This window comes from Hymenobacter sp. HSC-4F20 (assembly GCF_019599275.1).
Lineage (GTDB): Bacteria > Bacteroidota > Bacteroidia > Cytophagales > Hymenobacteraceae > Hymenobacter.
Window position 1 is genome coordinate 98,978 of record NZ_JAHZTD010000002.1, and the last position, 14,143, is coordinate 113,120.

Annotated in this window: 13 protein-coding genes; 8 read left to right on the forward strand and 5 right to left on the reverse strand. The window is 59.7% G+C overall.

All coding sequences use genetic code 11. The annotated features are described in order from the left end of the window. Window positions 1–125 precede the first annotated feature (125 nt). The 3 genes from K3G63_RS10090 to gcvT all read right to left on the reverse strand — a co-directional run bounded on the left by K3G63_RS10090 (window position 126) and on the right by gcvT (window position 4,041). Window positions 126–1,610, reverse strand: coding sequence for a helix-turn-helix domain-containing protein (locus K3G63_RS10090; RefSeq protein WP_220614005.1), 1,485 nt, complete (start codon window positions 1,608–1,610; stop codon window positions 126–128). A gap of 343 nt (window positions 1,611–1,953) precedes the next feature. Continuing rightward, window positions 1,954–2,712: a 2-phosphosulfolactate phosphatase gene (locus K3G63_RS10095; protein WP_220614006.1), complete on the reverse strand. Its 759-nt coding sequence runs from the start codon at window positions 2,710–2,712 to the stop codon at window positions 1,954–1,956. Between the two features lie 222 nt (window positions 2,713–2,934). Next, on the reverse strand, window positions 2,935–4,041 hold the full coding sequence (gene gcvT / locus K3G63_RS10100) for a glycine cleavage system aminomethyltransferase GcvT (RefSeq protein ID WP_220615077.1): 1,107 nt from the start codon (window positions 4,039–4,041) through the stop codon (window positions 2,935–2,937). A gap of 247 nt (window positions 4,042–4,288) precedes the next feature. Here gcvT and K3G63_RS10105 point away from each other — a divergent pair, with 247 nt between their 5' ends. The 3 genes from K3G63_RS10105 to K3G63_RS10115 are packed head-to-tail and all read left to right on the forward strand — an operon-like array spanning window position 4,289 to window position 6,717. Next, window positions 4,289–4,654: a CZB domain-containing protein gene (locus tag K3G63_RS10105; RefSeq protein ID WP_220614007.1), complete on the forward strand. Its 366-nt coding sequence runs from the start codon at window positions 4,289–4,291 to the stop codon at window positions 4,652–4,654. Between the two features lie 31 nt (window positions 4,655–4,685). After that, entirely contained in the window at window positions 4,686–6,227 is a 1,542-nt protein-coding gene (locus K3G63_RS10110) for an ATP-binding protein (RefSeq protein WP_220614008.1), read from the forward strand. A 46-nt stretch (window positions 6,228–6,273) separates the two neighbouring features. Next, on the forward strand, window positions 6,274–6,717 hold the full coding sequence (locus K3G63_RS10115; RefSeq protein WP_220614009.1) for a response regulator: 444 nt from the start codon (window positions 6,274–6,276) through the stop codon (window positions 6,715–6,717). A gap of 222 nt (window positions 6,718–6,939) precedes the next feature. Here the strand turns inward: K3G63_RS10115 and K3G63_RS10120 are convergent, their stop codons facing one another. Together K3G63_RS10120 and K3G63_RS10125 are read right to left on the reverse strand one after the other, a co-directional pair. Further along, complete coding sequence (locus K3G63_RS10120) at window positions 6,940–7,515, reverse strand: ribonuclease HII (protein ID WP_220614010.1); 576 nt, start codon at window positions 7,513–7,515, stop codon at window positions 6,940–6,942. Window positions 7,516–7,695: 180 nt separating this feature from the next. Next, on the reverse strand, window positions 7,696–7,944 hold the full coding sequence (locus tag K3G63_RS10125; RefSeq protein ID WP_220614011.1) for a hypothetical protein: 249 nt from the start codon (window positions 7,942–7,944) through the stop codon (window positions 7,696–7,698). A gap of 441 nt (window positions 7,945–8,385) precedes the next feature. On the opposite strand from K3G63_RS10125, the gene K3G63_RS10130 reads away from it, so the two are divergent. The 5 genes from K3G63_RS10130 (at window position 8,386) to K3G63_RS10150 (ending at window position 14,087) form a co-directional block, all read left to right on the forward strand. Then, complete coding sequence (locus tag K3G63_RS10130) at window positions 8,386–8,958, forward strand: NUDIX hydrolase (protein ID WP_220614012.1); 573 nt, start codon at window positions 8,386–8,388, stop codon at window positions 8,956–8,958. Between the two features lie 133 nt (window positions 8,959–9,091). Next, a complete protein-coding gene (locus K3G63_RS10135; RefSeq protein WP_220614013.1) occupies window positions 9,092–9,931 on the forward strand; it encodes a 1-acyl-sn-glycerol-3-phosphate acyltransferase in 840 nt (279 codons plus the stop codon). Window positions 9,932–10,006: 75 nt separating this feature from the next. Then, complete coding sequence (gatC, locus tag K3G63_RS10140) at window positions 10,007–10,294, forward strand: Asp-tRNA(Asn)/Glu-tRNA(Gln) amidotransferase subunit GatC (protein WP_220614014.1); 288 nt, start codon at window positions 10,007–10,009, stop codon at window positions 10,292–10,294. A 3-nt stretch (window positions 10,295–10,297) separates the two neighbouring features. Then, window positions 10,298–13,351 carry a lipopolysaccharide assembly protein LapB gene (locus K3G63_RS10145; RefSeq protein ID WP_220614015.1) on the forward strand — a complete coding sequence of 1,018 codons (3,054 nt, stop codon included), beginning with the start codon at window positions 10,298–10,300 and terminating at the stop codon, window positions 13,349–13,351. 16 nt (window positions 13,352–13,367) lie between these two features. Beyond that, complete coding sequence (locus K3G63_RS10150) at window positions 13,368–14,087, forward strand: ABC transporter ATP-binding protein (RefSeq protein WP_220614016.1); 720 nt, start codon at window positions 13,368–13,370, stop codon at window positions 14,085–14,087. Window positions 14,088–14,143 lie beyond the last annotated feature (56 nt).

The following is a 14,143-nucleotide window of genomic DNA, read 5'->3' on the forward strand; positions in this document are numbered from 1 at the left end:
TAAAAAACAGGGCGAACAGGGGTAGAAGTCAAGCGCAGGCAGGGAAAGTCCGTTCATCAAAAATAACGGCTCTCAGCCGAAATGCTGCGCTCGCTAAGAATCCCGTTATTTCAGTTTACTTACTGCTAGGCTCCGTTGACCAGGGCCGCTACGGCCGCTTCCAGCTCCTGCTGCCGCTGCCGCCGCTCAATTTCCACGGGGGCCGCGGCGCGCACCTCGCAGTTAGGGATGGTACACCGCTCACAGGTTTCATTTACCTCCCGCTGCAGAATGGTGGCATCATCAAGAAAACGGATTTTCTGGCGCAGGTTATCGTCGCAGAGCAGGCCCACGGTTACGCTCACGGCAGGCTCGTTAGCTGCACCGGCCCGCGCCACCGTCAAACACAAATACTCGTCGTTATTGGGGTAGCGGGAGCGTTGGGCGCCCAGGGTATAGTTGGGCGCGGTGGTTGCGGGCTGCTGGCGCAGCTCGGCAATCATGCGCAGGGAAATCCAGCGGCGGCAGTAGTGCTCGTGCAGCTCGTTGCCGTGGGGGTTGTGCAGGCGCGAGAGGTGCAGCTCCTTGGTCAGCTTGTAGCCGGCCGAGGCATTGGCCTGGTCAAAGCGCAGGAAAAACAGGCTCTGAATGCCGAAGTGGCGGGGCAGCAGGTTGGTGATGCGCTGCATGAACATCTCCGGCGACACGTCATACTTGGCCAGCAGCTCCAGCAGCAGCGTAGGGTCCCACTTTTTAGCCGTGAAGAACCGGGTCAGGTCGCGCACCAGCATTTCCTCCTCCATCAGCAGGGCACCCGCGAAGTAGGAGGCCTTGAAGTTGTTGAGCACCTCCTCGAAGGAGCGCACCGGAAAGGAGGCATTCACGTAGGGCCGCTCGCGCAGGTTCAGATAGTTGAAGGCTACCTCCCGCCCCAACACAAAGCCTTCCTGGGCCCCGCTTAGTCCTTGCCGCAGCAGTAGCCGTTTGTTTTTGGGCTGAAACACAGACCGTAGCCGACCCAGGTGGGCGTATTCAGCCAGGCCAGTACGGTCGAGCGTGTAGCCGTATTTCTCGACCAGCACCCGCTCCAGCTGCCCACGGTCCAGGGGAGCAGCGGCCGACAACTTATGCTCCACCACAAACGTGCGCACATCCTGCTCCAACTCCTCGAAATAGTTGTCGTGCATTTCCTGGAAAGAGCGCAGCGCGGCCAGGAAAAAGTGTTCCTGGCGCATTTCGTAGTTGCGCGCAATTTCGAAGAGGGTGCTGATAAAGGCGTTCATCTTGGCCGGCGCGTCGGCAATCAGCTCCACGATGCGCAGCGGGTCCAGCCCGAACATGTCCAGGGGAAATTCCTTGAGCAAATCCGACTGCAACAGCTCGGAAATGGGCTCCAACCGCCGGCTCAGGGTCAGGGAAGTAAGCTGATCATAGCTGACGCCCAGCACCTTGCTTAAACTCAGTATTTTATCAGCCTTAGGGTATTTCTTCCCCTTCTCAATTTCATTGAGGTAGGAAACCGACACGTCGCAGGCGCGGGCCAGCTCCGCCGGGGTGTAGCCCCGCTCCTGGCGCAGCTCCCGCAACTTCAGCCCAAAAATCAACCGGACAACTTGGCCGTGACTCAGCATACCTAAGTGAAAATTAAGAAATGGAGCCGCCGCAAACGCCCTGGTGTACAGTACGGCCGCACCTTTAACGGCCGGATAACTGCACATCCGGCCAAATAGTATGCGCTACTATGCCCTGTTTGCGGCAGCCAAGAAGGCAAGAACCTATTAAAATCAAAAAACTGCAAATATAAGTACCACGGGCCAGCTATCAGCGGCTTCCCTAAGGGCATGCTACTTTACGGCAGACGGCTATAACTGCTTTTCTACAATACGCTTACCAGCCTTTTTACAGCCGAAAAGCCGCCCCCGTAACGGAGCGGCTTTTCGGCTGGCTTACGGGCAGCCCCAAGCCGGAGCTTACTCAGGAGTTCAACCCGGCGCTACGGGAGGCTGCTACCCCAACGTGCGGGCCTAACGCTATTTTACCGGCCTCAAACACGGGTACCAAGTCGTATTCGTCCTGCCGCAGGCAGAACTCCATGTCCTTGTGGGCCTCCAAGTGGTTGAGGCGGCGCACGTGCGCCGATTTTAGCAGGTAGCTGATGATATCGGGCTGTGCTGCCTGCCACAAATCCAGGGCGGCCAGGGTAGCATCGGAGCTAATGGTATCAAAACTGGCCTGCAGACGGGCAGCCAAGGCCCCGCCGAACAGGGTGTCTTCAAGGCAGAAATTGCCCTTCCAGCCGGCACACACCACCACCACATCTTTGCCCAGTTCCTGTACGTGACGGGCCACGGCGCCCAGGTTGAGAAAGGCTCCTACCAGAGTGGCATCGGCGGCGGCGGACAGGTGCAGAGCGCGGGTGCCGTTGGTAGTAGTAATGGCCACGCCCCGGCCCCGTACGGGCACTACCCCATTCAGGTACCCGTAGGGCGAGTTGCCCAAGTCTACGCCCTCGGCCTGCCGGCCATCCCGCTCGGCGGCCGTGAGGTAGCCCGCGGCGGCTTGGGCCCGGCACGCATCCAGCTCACTGAAGGGCAGCAGGTGCGTAACCCCCTGAGCCAAGGCTGTAACGATGGACGAGGTAGCCCGCAGAATATCCACCACCACGGCCACACGGCCGCGCAGGTCAAATAAAGGCAGCAGCTCGGGAGAAAAGCAGATGTCGAGAGCAGGCATGAAATGTCCTAAGAGTAAAAGAATGTACGCTGGGAGCGAAGGAAAGGCGGCTGAATCGGCCCTGTTATTCTGAACAGGGTGGTGCTCAACTGCAATCTGCGGTCATCCTGCGCATAGCGAAATCCCTTTTCACGCTGAAACAAGCCCGTAATACGGCTTGAACGGAGGGAAAAAGGTGCTTCGCTATGCTCAGGATGGCGGAGAAACTCCCGGGACTAGCGCTTACGCCTCCTCCGTACCTTTTACGAAAGGCAGCTTGACCACCGTGGCGGGCAGCTGCTTGCCGCGTACCTGCACGAAAATCTTGCTACCGGGTGCACTCAGCTCGGTTTTCACGTAGCCTAGGCCGATGCCCTTGCTCAGGCTCGGCGACTGGGTGCCGCTGGTTACCTCCCCTATTTTCTCGCCGGCCTCGTTTACCAGCTCGTAGTGGCCACGCGGAATGCCGGGGCCATCCATCAGGAAGCCCACCAGCTTGCGCTCTACCCCGGCCTGCTTCTGCTGCTTCAGGCTCTCGGCATTGGTGAAGTCTTTGGTGAACTTGGTAATCCAGCCCAGGCCAGCTTCCAGAGGCGAGGTTTCGTCGGTGATGTCGTTGCCGTAGAGGCAGTAGCCCATTTCCAGGCGTAGCGTGTCGCGGGCACCCAACCCGATGGGCTTGAGGCCGTGGGGCTGACCGGCTTCCATAATCTTTTCCCATACCTGCTGGGCGTGCTCGTTGGGCACGTACAGTTCAAAACCGCCCGCGCCGGTGTAGCCCGTAGCGGAGATAATGACGTTAGGAGCGCCGGCAAATGTACCCTGCACGAAGGAGTAGTATGGAATAGCGCCCAGGTCAGTGTCGGTGAGGGGTTGCAGGGCAGCAATGGCCTTGGGGCCCTGTACCGCGAACAGGCTGATGTCGTCCGATACGTTTTGCAGCTCGGCGCCCTCGGTATTGAACTGCTGAATCCAGTTCCAGTCCTTGTCGATGTTGGAGGCGTTGACCACCAGCAGGTAGTCCTCGTCGGCCAGCATGTACACCAGCAAATCGTCCACAATGCCGCCCTCTTGGTTGGGCAGGCAAGAGTACTGGGCCTTGCCGGGCGTGAGCTTGCTGGCGTCGTTGGAGGTCACGCGCTGAATCAGGGGGAGGGCCTGGGGGCCGCGCACCCGAAACTCACCCATGTGGGATACGTCGAAGATACCGACTGCCCGGCGCACGGTGTGGTGCTCGTCGAGGTCGGAGGAGTAGCGCACGGGCATGTTATAGCCCGCGAAAGGCACCATTTTGGCACCTAGCTGCTGGTGCACATCGTTGAGCGGAACGGTTTTGAGCGTTTCAGACATGGGGTGGTCGGTGGAATTCAACATGAGTGAAAAAGCGGCCCGTCTCGTAGCAGGCAGCCTATCGGGCGGGTACCCACCAGGAGGCGGAGCCGTTGGTGGGGCGAAAGTAGCCAATTATGCCGGCTAGCACGGTGGCGTTTGGCTATCTTTGTGAGTACCGCAGTTTGGGCATCACTCTTCTTTCCTGCGGCCTCCTGTTCTGTTTCATGGCGGCTGATAGTGGCTGTCTCTTTTCCCCTCTGCTTGCATGACCGACTCCCTTAAGCAGGATTTTGACTCAGCTCTCGTCAAACACTTGCTGTTCAAATCCAAGCTGCGGTCCTTTCTCTACGGCAATGGCACCAGCCAGGCACCCATCCGCGACCCACTGGCCTGCTCGTTCGGCCAGTGGATTGCTACCCAGGTGCTGCCGCAGTATGGCCACTTGCCCGAAAGCCGGGAGCTGGACCGCCTGCACATCCGTATTCACCAGATAGCCAACCGCCTGATGGACCTGCACCAGCGCGGGCAGCAGGAGGAAGCCATTGCGGGTCTGGCCGAAATCAACGTGCTGGCCGACCATATTACGGTGCTGATGCGTACGTTGGAAGAAAAACTCCGCGCCGGCCAGTAATTGGTCGGCGGCTGCCCCGTTGCCGCCCTGCATGAAGCTGAAACTTTCCACTAAACTCTTCGCTGGCTTTGTAGCTATTTCGGTGCTGTTTGCCGGGGTGGTTGCCATCAATTATCAGCTTTCCCGGGCTGTACTGCGCAACTCGCAACGGGTAGAGCGCTCTACCCGCATTACAAACGAGGCCACTACCCTGCTGCGCAACATCATTGACATGGAAACCGGGTTTCGGGGCTACCTGCTGATCGGAAATGAAACCGTGCTCGACCCGTATTATGAAGGAGAGCGGAACCTGCTGGGCCGCTTCGCGGAGCTGCGCAATGAGCTAACCGTTGGCACCCCGCAGTACGCGCGCATGATTCGGGCTCAGCAGCTGTTTCAGCAGTGGGCCGCCTACTCCCACCTGCTCATCAGTGAGAAGCGGGAGGCCCTGCGCCGCAACCCAAATCAAACCGGCCTCGACCAGCTGGAGCACCGCAACCTGACCACCGACCTGACCGGCAAAAACCTGATGGACCAGATCAGGGTGCTGTTTGGTGCGTTTGAGAAGGTAGAAACCGAAACCCGTATCAAGCAGCGGGGGAAGCTGCGCGACAGTATCCGCGAAACCCGCATTCTATCGGTGAGCATTACCCTGGCCACCATTTTCCTGGGGCTGCTCTACGCCTCTTACCTGGTGCGGCAGTTCTCGCGCCGTATTGGGGGCATGGTGGGCCAGGCCCAGCGCATTGCCGCGGGCAACTACACAGCCCAGGTGCGCGACACGGAGCAGGATGAGCTGACGGAGCTGGCCGACTCGCTCAACACCATGACCGATACCATCAACACCAACATCCAGCAGCTGGAGCGGCGTAACCAAGAGCTGGACCAGTTTGCCTACGTGGTGTCGCACGATCTAAAAGCGCCGCTGCGGGGCATTGAAACTGCCTCCCGCTGGATTGAGGAAGACATGGGCCAGGAGCTGCCCGACCACATCCGGGAGTTTTTGCAGCTGATGCGCACCCGGGTGCGGCGCATGGAAAACCTGATTACCGGCATTCTGGATCTGGCCCGGGCGGGGCGCACTCCCCAGGCCGACGAGCCTGTGTTCGTACGCCAGCTGCTGCGGGAAATCATTGACTCCCTGGAGCTGCCAGCGGGCTTTGAAGTAGAGCTGCCGTTCTACCTGCCTACCCTGCACACCAACCGCGTACAGCTCCAGCAGGTGTTTACCAACCTCATCAGCAACGCGCTGAAGTACCACCACGACCCGGCCCACGGCAACGTGCGCATAGGCTGCGTGGAAGGGCCGCAGTTCTATACTTTCTCGGTAGCCGATGACGGTCCGGGCATTGCGCCGGAATACCACGAGCGAATCTTTGTCATTTTCCAGACGCTCACTGAGCGGGATACGCTGGAAAGCACTGGCGTGGGGCTGGCCATTGTCAAGAAAATTATTGAGCGGCAGGGCGGCACTATCCGCGTTGAATCAACTGAGGGTCAGGGAGCCACTTTCATCTTTACCTGGCCCAAAGAGCGGACGCGCCGCCTCGATGGCACCGCGGCTCAGCCGGCTACTTCCGCCATTGTGCGTTAATTGCCGTATAAAAGCAGGTGCCAGCCGCACCTACCCCGCTTTTCCCATGGCTTCTACATCCGAACAACCCAGCATCCTGCTCGTCGAGGACGACCAGATGGATATCATGAATGTGCAGCGAGAGCTGCGCAAGCACAACGTTGATGTACCGCTGCACATTGCCCGTAACGGCCGTGAGGCCCTAAATATGCTGCGCGGTGAAGGGGGGCAGCCGCCCATTCCGAAGCCCAGCGTGGTCATGCTCGACCTGAACATGCCCCGCATGAATGGCCTGGAGCTTCTGGCTGCCTTGCGCTCCGACCCGGAGTTTGTGGGTCTGAACGTATTTATCACTACTACCTCCGACCTGGAAACGGACCGTCTGAAAGCCCAGGATTTAGCCGTTAGCGGCTACATTATTAAGCCCCTGAGCTTTGATAAATTTGGCGAGGGTGGCACCACCGTTGATGGATTCAGCCTTTTCCTGGACCTGCTGCGGTTGAAAGAGTAGTCAGCAGCTGAACAAGTAAGTTCTTCTGGTCAGAAGAACAGACCCCACAACGCGGCCATCTTTGCTATTTTCTGGCGAAGGCCCGATGAGCTAACAAGCCCCTGACATCTGCCCTGGTGTCAGGGGCTTGTTGCATGGCAAGGGATAGGTGTCAATCGGGACGGATAACGTCACCCGTTCTCCCCACGCTGAAAGTACAATCACGCAGCTCCCAGTTACTTTTTACAGCAGCCGAAACCCCAGGCGGTGATGCTCCGTCGGGCCAAAGTCGCGGATGGCGGCCCGGTGCTGGGGCGTGGGGTAGCCGGCGTTCTGCTCCCAGCCGTAGTGCGGATACTCTAAGGCTAGCGTGCGCATTCGCTCGTCGCGGAAGGTTTTCGCCAGTACCGAGGCGGCGGCAATGTTGCGGTACAGTCCGTCGCCCCCGATAATGCAAGTGTGCGGCAAGGCAGCGTGCGGGCGGAAGCGGTTGCCGTCTACGAGCAGGTGGGTAGGCGTGGGGCACAGCTGGTCGGCGGCACGGTGCATAGCCAGGTAGCTGGCCTGCGCAATATTGATGCTGGCAATTTCCTGGGGCGAGGCTTCGGCTACGGCCCAGGCAATGGCCTCCTGGCATATTTCGACGCGCACCTGCTCCCGGCGCTTGGCTGTCATCTGCTTGGAATCGTTGAGGTAGCGCGGGGCAAAATCGGGGGGCAGAATGACTGCGGCGGCAAATACGGGCCCGGCCAGACAGCCCCGGCCGGCTTCGTCAAGACCGGCTTCCAGGGGCTCACCGGTGTGGGAGGCTAACAACATAGGCCGCAAAAGTACAGGGTAGCCGCGGTACCTACTCTGTTGGGAGGGGGCAAATCAGTGAGTAAATGAACCCGTGCCGGAAAGGGAAAAGCCTCCGCGGTGGCCAAGGCACCCGCGGAGGCTTTTCAAGGGGATATAGTTACTGCGCTCTGGAACTGGCTAAGCGGCTGTTATTGCCGGCTACTTGTGGCTGCCAGCAGTGGAGCCCGCATCCGCCGGGCCCGCCGATTCACCCCGGCGGAAGCCCTGCTTGTCGCGGGGGCCTTCGTCAATGGCGTCGTCCTCGTCAGTGGTGATATAGACGTTGGTCGTGGGGCCGAGGCCACCGGTCTGCTGGGCTAGCTCAGATTCGGCCTGGGCATGTTTCAGGTTGAAAAGGGGGTCGCCGGGTTGGGGCTCGGATACTTGGTTTTTCGGTTGATGGGCCATAAAAAGGAAAGCATCGGTCGGGAAATGAACGGCCGATTACCGTCTCCTACGCATGCGCTAACGGGGAGGTTTACCCCGCCTGCTTACAGGATTTAGGCTCTTGTCGGCAAGCTGGCGGGTAGGCAATAAAAAAGCCGCTGCCCGAGGCAGCGGCCTTTTCCGTCGCGTTGGCCGGCAAATATCATTCATCCACCCTACTCCTTTTGCCGGTAGTCAACACTTCGCGGTACGAGCCTTCCTTTCCATAAACCCTACACGCGCTGAATACTTACTGAGTCAAAGGTAGGATGTCAGCTAGGGTCCGCGCAGCACTACTGGACCAATGGCCTGCTTACCCCGGCCAACCGCCCATTCTACCCGGTCAGGGCTGGCATACGCACGGAAAGCACCCGGCGTCTCCTACCTTTGCGGGCACTTAGCAAACTTCTCGGCTCCTGTAGTATGACTCCTGTATCTGCCCCCGACGTTGATGAAACCCACAATCCCTGGAAGCGCCTGGACTCTGAAATCAAGTACCAGAACCCCTGGATTCGGGTCCGGGAGGATAAGATTATCAACCCGGCCGGCAACCCAGGCATTTACGGGGTGGTATCGATGAAGAACAAGGCCCTGGGAATTATTCCCGTAGATACGGAGGGCAACACTTGGCTTGTAGGGCAGTATCGCTACTCTCTGAGCGAATACAGCTGGGAAATTCCGATGGGGGGCGGCCCGGTTGAGCTGGACATTCTGGAATCGGCCCAGCGGGAGTTGCGCGAGGAAACTGGCCTGCTAGCGGCCCGCTGGACCAACATCATGCGCCTCCATACGTCGAACTCGGTTACCGACGAGGAAGGCTTTGTGTTCCTGGCTCAGGAGCTAACCCAGGGCGAAGTAGAACCTGAAGAAACCGAAGACCTGCGTTTGTGGAAGCTACCACTAGCCCAAGCTGTGCAACTGGTAATGGACAGCCGCATTACCGATGCTATCAGCGTGGCCGGCTTGCTGAAGGCAGCCCGGCTACTAGGTGTGTAGCATCTGGCTCAGGACAGCCCCACGCACCACTGCCGCCAACTGGTAGCCCGGCAGCCGTTTTTGCTGGGTTTCCTACCGTTTGCAGCTGTTGCTGCGTCTGGGCAGCTGCCGTTATCCCCGTATTTTTGCCTGTATGTTGCGCCTGCTTCGCTTTCTTGGCCACCGCTTGTACACCACGTGGGCTACCTTCTGGTTTGTAGCGCCGTTTGTGCTGACCTACCCGCTACAGTGGGTGCTAAGCCAGCGGCCTGGGTGGCACCGCTACCTGCACGCCCTGAACCGTTACTGGAGCAAGCTCTTTATTCGGATGTGGGGCATGCCGGTAGAAACGGTGCGGCGCAATCCGCTACCCGCCGGCCAGCCCTGCGTGTACGTGGCCAACCACAGTTCCTATATTGATATTCCGCTGCTGTTTCGCACCATTCCCGGCTGGCTGAACATCATGGGTAAAAGCTCCCTGGCGAAGGTCCCCGTGTGGGGTCCCATCTTCGAGCGCGCCTACATTACCGTGGACCGCGACAATGCCATGAGCCGCGGCCGGGCGATGGTGCAGGCACGCCGTACGTTAGAGGCTGGTCGGTCGGTAGTTATTTTTCCGGAAGGTGCTATTTCCAAAACTCCTGGTCAGCAGCTGGAGCCTTTCAAAGACGGAGCGTTTCAGCTGGCCATTGCCACTGGTGTACCCATCGTGCCAATTACCATGCCCCTGAACCACCGGTTCATGCCCGACGTTGAGGGACTGCGGGTGCGCTACTCTCCCCTGGCTATTATCATGCACGAGCCCGTTTTTACTACTGGACTTACGGTCGCCGATGTTCCAGCTCTTAAGCAGCGCGTATATGATAGCATTGCCAGTGGATTGCGGCCCGAAGCGGGCGGCATCCCGGAGCCCAGCACGTGGCGCCGGTCCGCGCCGCAAGGCCAGCCCCCGAAGGTGACCACGCCGCCCGCCTCTGTTTCCGGGCAGCCTTAGGGGAGCTGCTACCCTGACGAGCAGCCGAAACCTTTCAAATTCGCATCTTTACTCTTCATTTTTCTCCTGTACCCCGTGAGCACCGACCTTGCTACCCTTCGGAGCCTGGCCCACTTGGCCCGCCTTGAATTCGACGAAACCAAAGAGCAGCAGATGCTCGGCGACCTGAACAAAATCCTGGACTGGGTCGACCAGCTCCGTCAGCTGGATACCACCGACGTGGAACCGCTGGTGCACCTCTCACAGGAAATCAACGTGCTACGCCCCGACGAGGCCCGGAACACAGTAAGCCACCAGGACGGCCTGCGCAACGCCCCGCGCAAAGACTCTGATTACTTCCGCGTACCCAAAGTACTGGACTAGCTGTTGACGCCCGCTTCCGCCACTGTTACGCCCCGCCCGAGCCTGTGGCGCGGGCCGCTTCTGCTTCTTGCCTTGTGCGCCCTGCTAGCCGTGGTGGCGGCGGGCTGGCATTACGTCACCGCCGACGACGTGGTGCTGCCCGTGCGGCCGGTAGCTCAGCTAACGCCCGTGCCTACCACCGTGGCAACCGTGCCCGTGGGCGTAGAGGTGCTACCCGTGCAGGCCAATACCTACCTCGTCACCCAGACCTACGACGTAGCCGGGCCCTTTCTGCGCCCTGAAGCGGCGTTTGCCTTGGTGGGGCTGCTGGGCGTAGCGCTGGCCTATTTCCTGGCAACAGTCAGCAGCTTCACGCGCCCGGCTTTTGTAGTGGGCATGGCATTAGTCATTTTTCTGCTGATGTCGCTTAACGCCGATCTGTTGGGCGTTTTCGACGCGGAACATCAGTACTTTCTGGTACTGAGCCTAGCAGTGCTGGCCCTACCAGCCTACTACTTCCACGCCTTTCGGCCCGACGTCAGGCTGGAGTTGCGGCTGCTGCTTTTCGCCGGGCTGATAGTAGGGTTAGGCACCGTCCTTTTCACGCAGAGCCCCGCGCCAGCGGAGGTAACCGCCCTGCACCTGAGCGGTTTCTTTACCGTGAGCGGGGCCGTGGCGTTTGCTTTGCTGGTGGTGTGGGTAGCGTTTGAGAACGTCTACGGGCTCCTGTGGCTGAATACCCAAGCTGAAACGCCCGCCGGACGATTCGGTTTGCTGCCTTTCTTACTGGCCAGTGGCTTGTATTTGGGCACGCTGCTGCTGTATTACTGGAACAATGGGGAAGTAGAGGTTTTGCCCGGATGGCACCTCGACCCCTTGGTGCTGCTGCTACCGGCCGTGCTCGTTGGCTGGCTCGGGCTGCGGCGCCGGGCTGCTACTTACGGCACCTGGATTCCTTATCAGCCCGGCATGGTGCACCTGTACCTGATTCTGGTGCTACTAGGAGCTGCGGCCCTGGGCTACGCCCTGGCTACCGCCAACGACCCACTGCTGTTGGCCGCCCGCGACTTTACTGCCCTGGCTCTACTATGCGGGGGCGCAGCTTTTCTGTTGTACGTGCTGCTGAACTTTGCGCCCCTGCTGCGGCAAAAGCTACCCGTGCACCGGGTAGTGTACGAGCCCCGCCGCTTCCCCTTCTATGCCATGTATGGGCTGGGAGTTGGCCTACTTGGGCTGGTGCTGCTGCGTAATCAGCTTATCATTTCCGAACAGGTGAGGGCCGGGTACTACAACAACCTCGGCGACTTAGCCCGGCTGCAAAGCGAGCTAACACCCGACGATTTATCGCAGGCTCTGCTGGCGGAGCGCTACTACGCCGAGAGTGATGCGCTGGACCAGCATAACCACAAAGCCAGCTTAGGCCGGGCAGCATTGTACCGGTTCCGGCTGCAACGGCAAAACGAAATCAACATCCTGCGCCGCGCCCTCGGTCGACGGCCATCCGAAAAGATTTCCCTTCGCCTGGCCGCGCTGTATAATGAGCCCCGCGACTTTTTTGACCGCTTGGCCGTACTGCGGGCAGCCCTGAAAGCGGCTCCCCGTAGTGCGCGTCTCAACGGCGACCTGGCCCAGCTCTATACCCGTTCTGCCCTTGCGGACTCTGCCACTTACTATCAGGCACGAGCCGAGGCAGCTGCCCCCGATGACGCCGTACTGCAAGCCAACCAGCTGGCCTACCTGATCCGACAGCAGCAATGGGCAGCTGCTACCAAGCTAGCTCAACAGGCAACCACCGCCTCCGACGACGACGCCTTGCGCAGCAATGCGTTGCTGCTAGCTCGCTTCACCGGCCAAAGTGTAAGTTCCGCTACCTTACCCGACACGGCCGCCCCGCTCACGGCCGCTAGCTTTGCCCGTTTGTACCACGATGGCTTGAACCGTGCGGCGCGCCACGACACCACGCTACTGCCGTTGCTGCCTTATCTGGCCAACCACCCCGAAAATGGCGCCTACCTGGATCAGCTGAATTTTCTGCGCGCTTTTACCCTCCATTATGGAGGCCGGCCGGTGGCCGCGCAAGCTGCCATCCTTCCTCTGGCAACGGGCTCTGGGGCGGCTACCGCGTACTACCAGCAATTACAAGGCCTGTGGTTACTCGACCAGCACTTAGCCGCTCCTGCCGCCAGCCGCTTGGCGGAGGCCCGGCAGAATGGAGCCACTTCGGCTGCTTTACCCGCTGCGTACGCCCTAGCCCTGAGCAACCAGCTCGACTCGGCCCGACGAGTAGCCCGGCAAGCCGCCATCGGAACCGATTTGCCTTCTGTTCAGCCAGCACGGCGTCTTCAGGCAATTCTGGAGCCCGACTTCCAAACCAACCTCCCACAGGCTCCTGATTCGCTCCGAGTCCAGTACGTGGTGCTGCGGGGCGATGAATTGCCAGCCTCTAGGTTGCTGACTGTAGTTGAAGCAATTACCTTACCCACTCTGCGGACGGTAGCCCTTCTGGCCCAGTTGCCCCGGGTTATTCAGGCGGGTCAGTTGGAGGCGGCCCGCGCAGCCTTGGCGCAAGCACCAGGGGTTGCGGCTCCCACAGCCTCCGCCTGGAATGTGCAGCGCGGTGAGGTGTACGCCCGGAGTCAGCAATGGTCAGAACTGCGTCAGCTGGTAAGCCACGGCCGGTTTGAGGGGTTTGACCAGTTTTATCGGCTTTATTTCCGGGCCGTTTTAGCCGAAGCTGACCAACAGCCCAAGCAAGCCGATCAACTGTACGCGCAACTGGTGCGGGAGGCTCCCTTTGTGGAGAACGGGCTGGTAGCCGCGGCCCGTTTCTACACCAATAAGCGTGATTTTTCCGCTGCCTATAATACGCTGCTCCGCGGCATTGAGTACAACCCGGAATCGGCACCGCTGCTGCAGGCATATGCACTGGCCTCTATTCCGGTAGGACTTACTGAATACGCCGCGGCCCCCCTGGCCCACCTAGGGGCATTGCTTTCCCCCGCAGATTACGCTACCTTTCGTAGAGAGTATGAGGCCCGGCGAGCTGCCAACGCCCCTTCCGCCGGCCCCTGGAACTAACCTGCCCTAACTGGTTATGCTGCATCCCGTTATCGAAACCACCGATATTTCCAAGGTGTACCGCATGGGTACGGAGGAAATTCACGCCCTGCAATCGGTATCCATTACTATTCAGCGCGGCGAGTACGTGGCCTTCATGGGCCCCTCGGGTTCCGGCAAGTCAACGCTCATGAACATTGTAGGCTGCTTAGATACGCCCTCCGGCGGACGCTACATCCTCAACGGCAAGGATGTCAGCAACATGACGGACAATCAGCTGGCGGATGTGCGTAACCGCGAAATTGGTTTCGTATTCCAATCATTTAACCTGCTGCCCCGTGCTACGTCCCTCGATAACGTAGCCCTCCCCCTGATTTACGCGGGGTACGGCAAATCGGAGCGTCAGGAAATGGCCCGCGAGGCCTTGCGTAGCGTAGGCCTGGCCGAGCGAGCCATGCACAAGCCCAACGAACTTAGTGGGGGGCAGCGCCAGCGCGTAGCCATTGCCCGGGCGCTCGTGAATAACCCCAGTATTATCCTCGCCGACGAGCCTACCGGTGCCCTTGATACACGCACCAGCCACGAAATTATGGAGCTGTTTGAAGCCCTGTACGTACGCGGCAACACCATTATTATGGTTACCCACGAAGAGGACATTGCGCGCCATGCCCACCGCATTGTGCGCCTCCGCGACGGTCTAATCGAGTCCGACGTAGTTAACAATGACTTGGCGACGCATCAACTAGCCAATCAATAGCCGCGGACCGCAGTACTTAGTGTCGGTGGCTAACATTTGGGGGTGTTTCGTAGTAG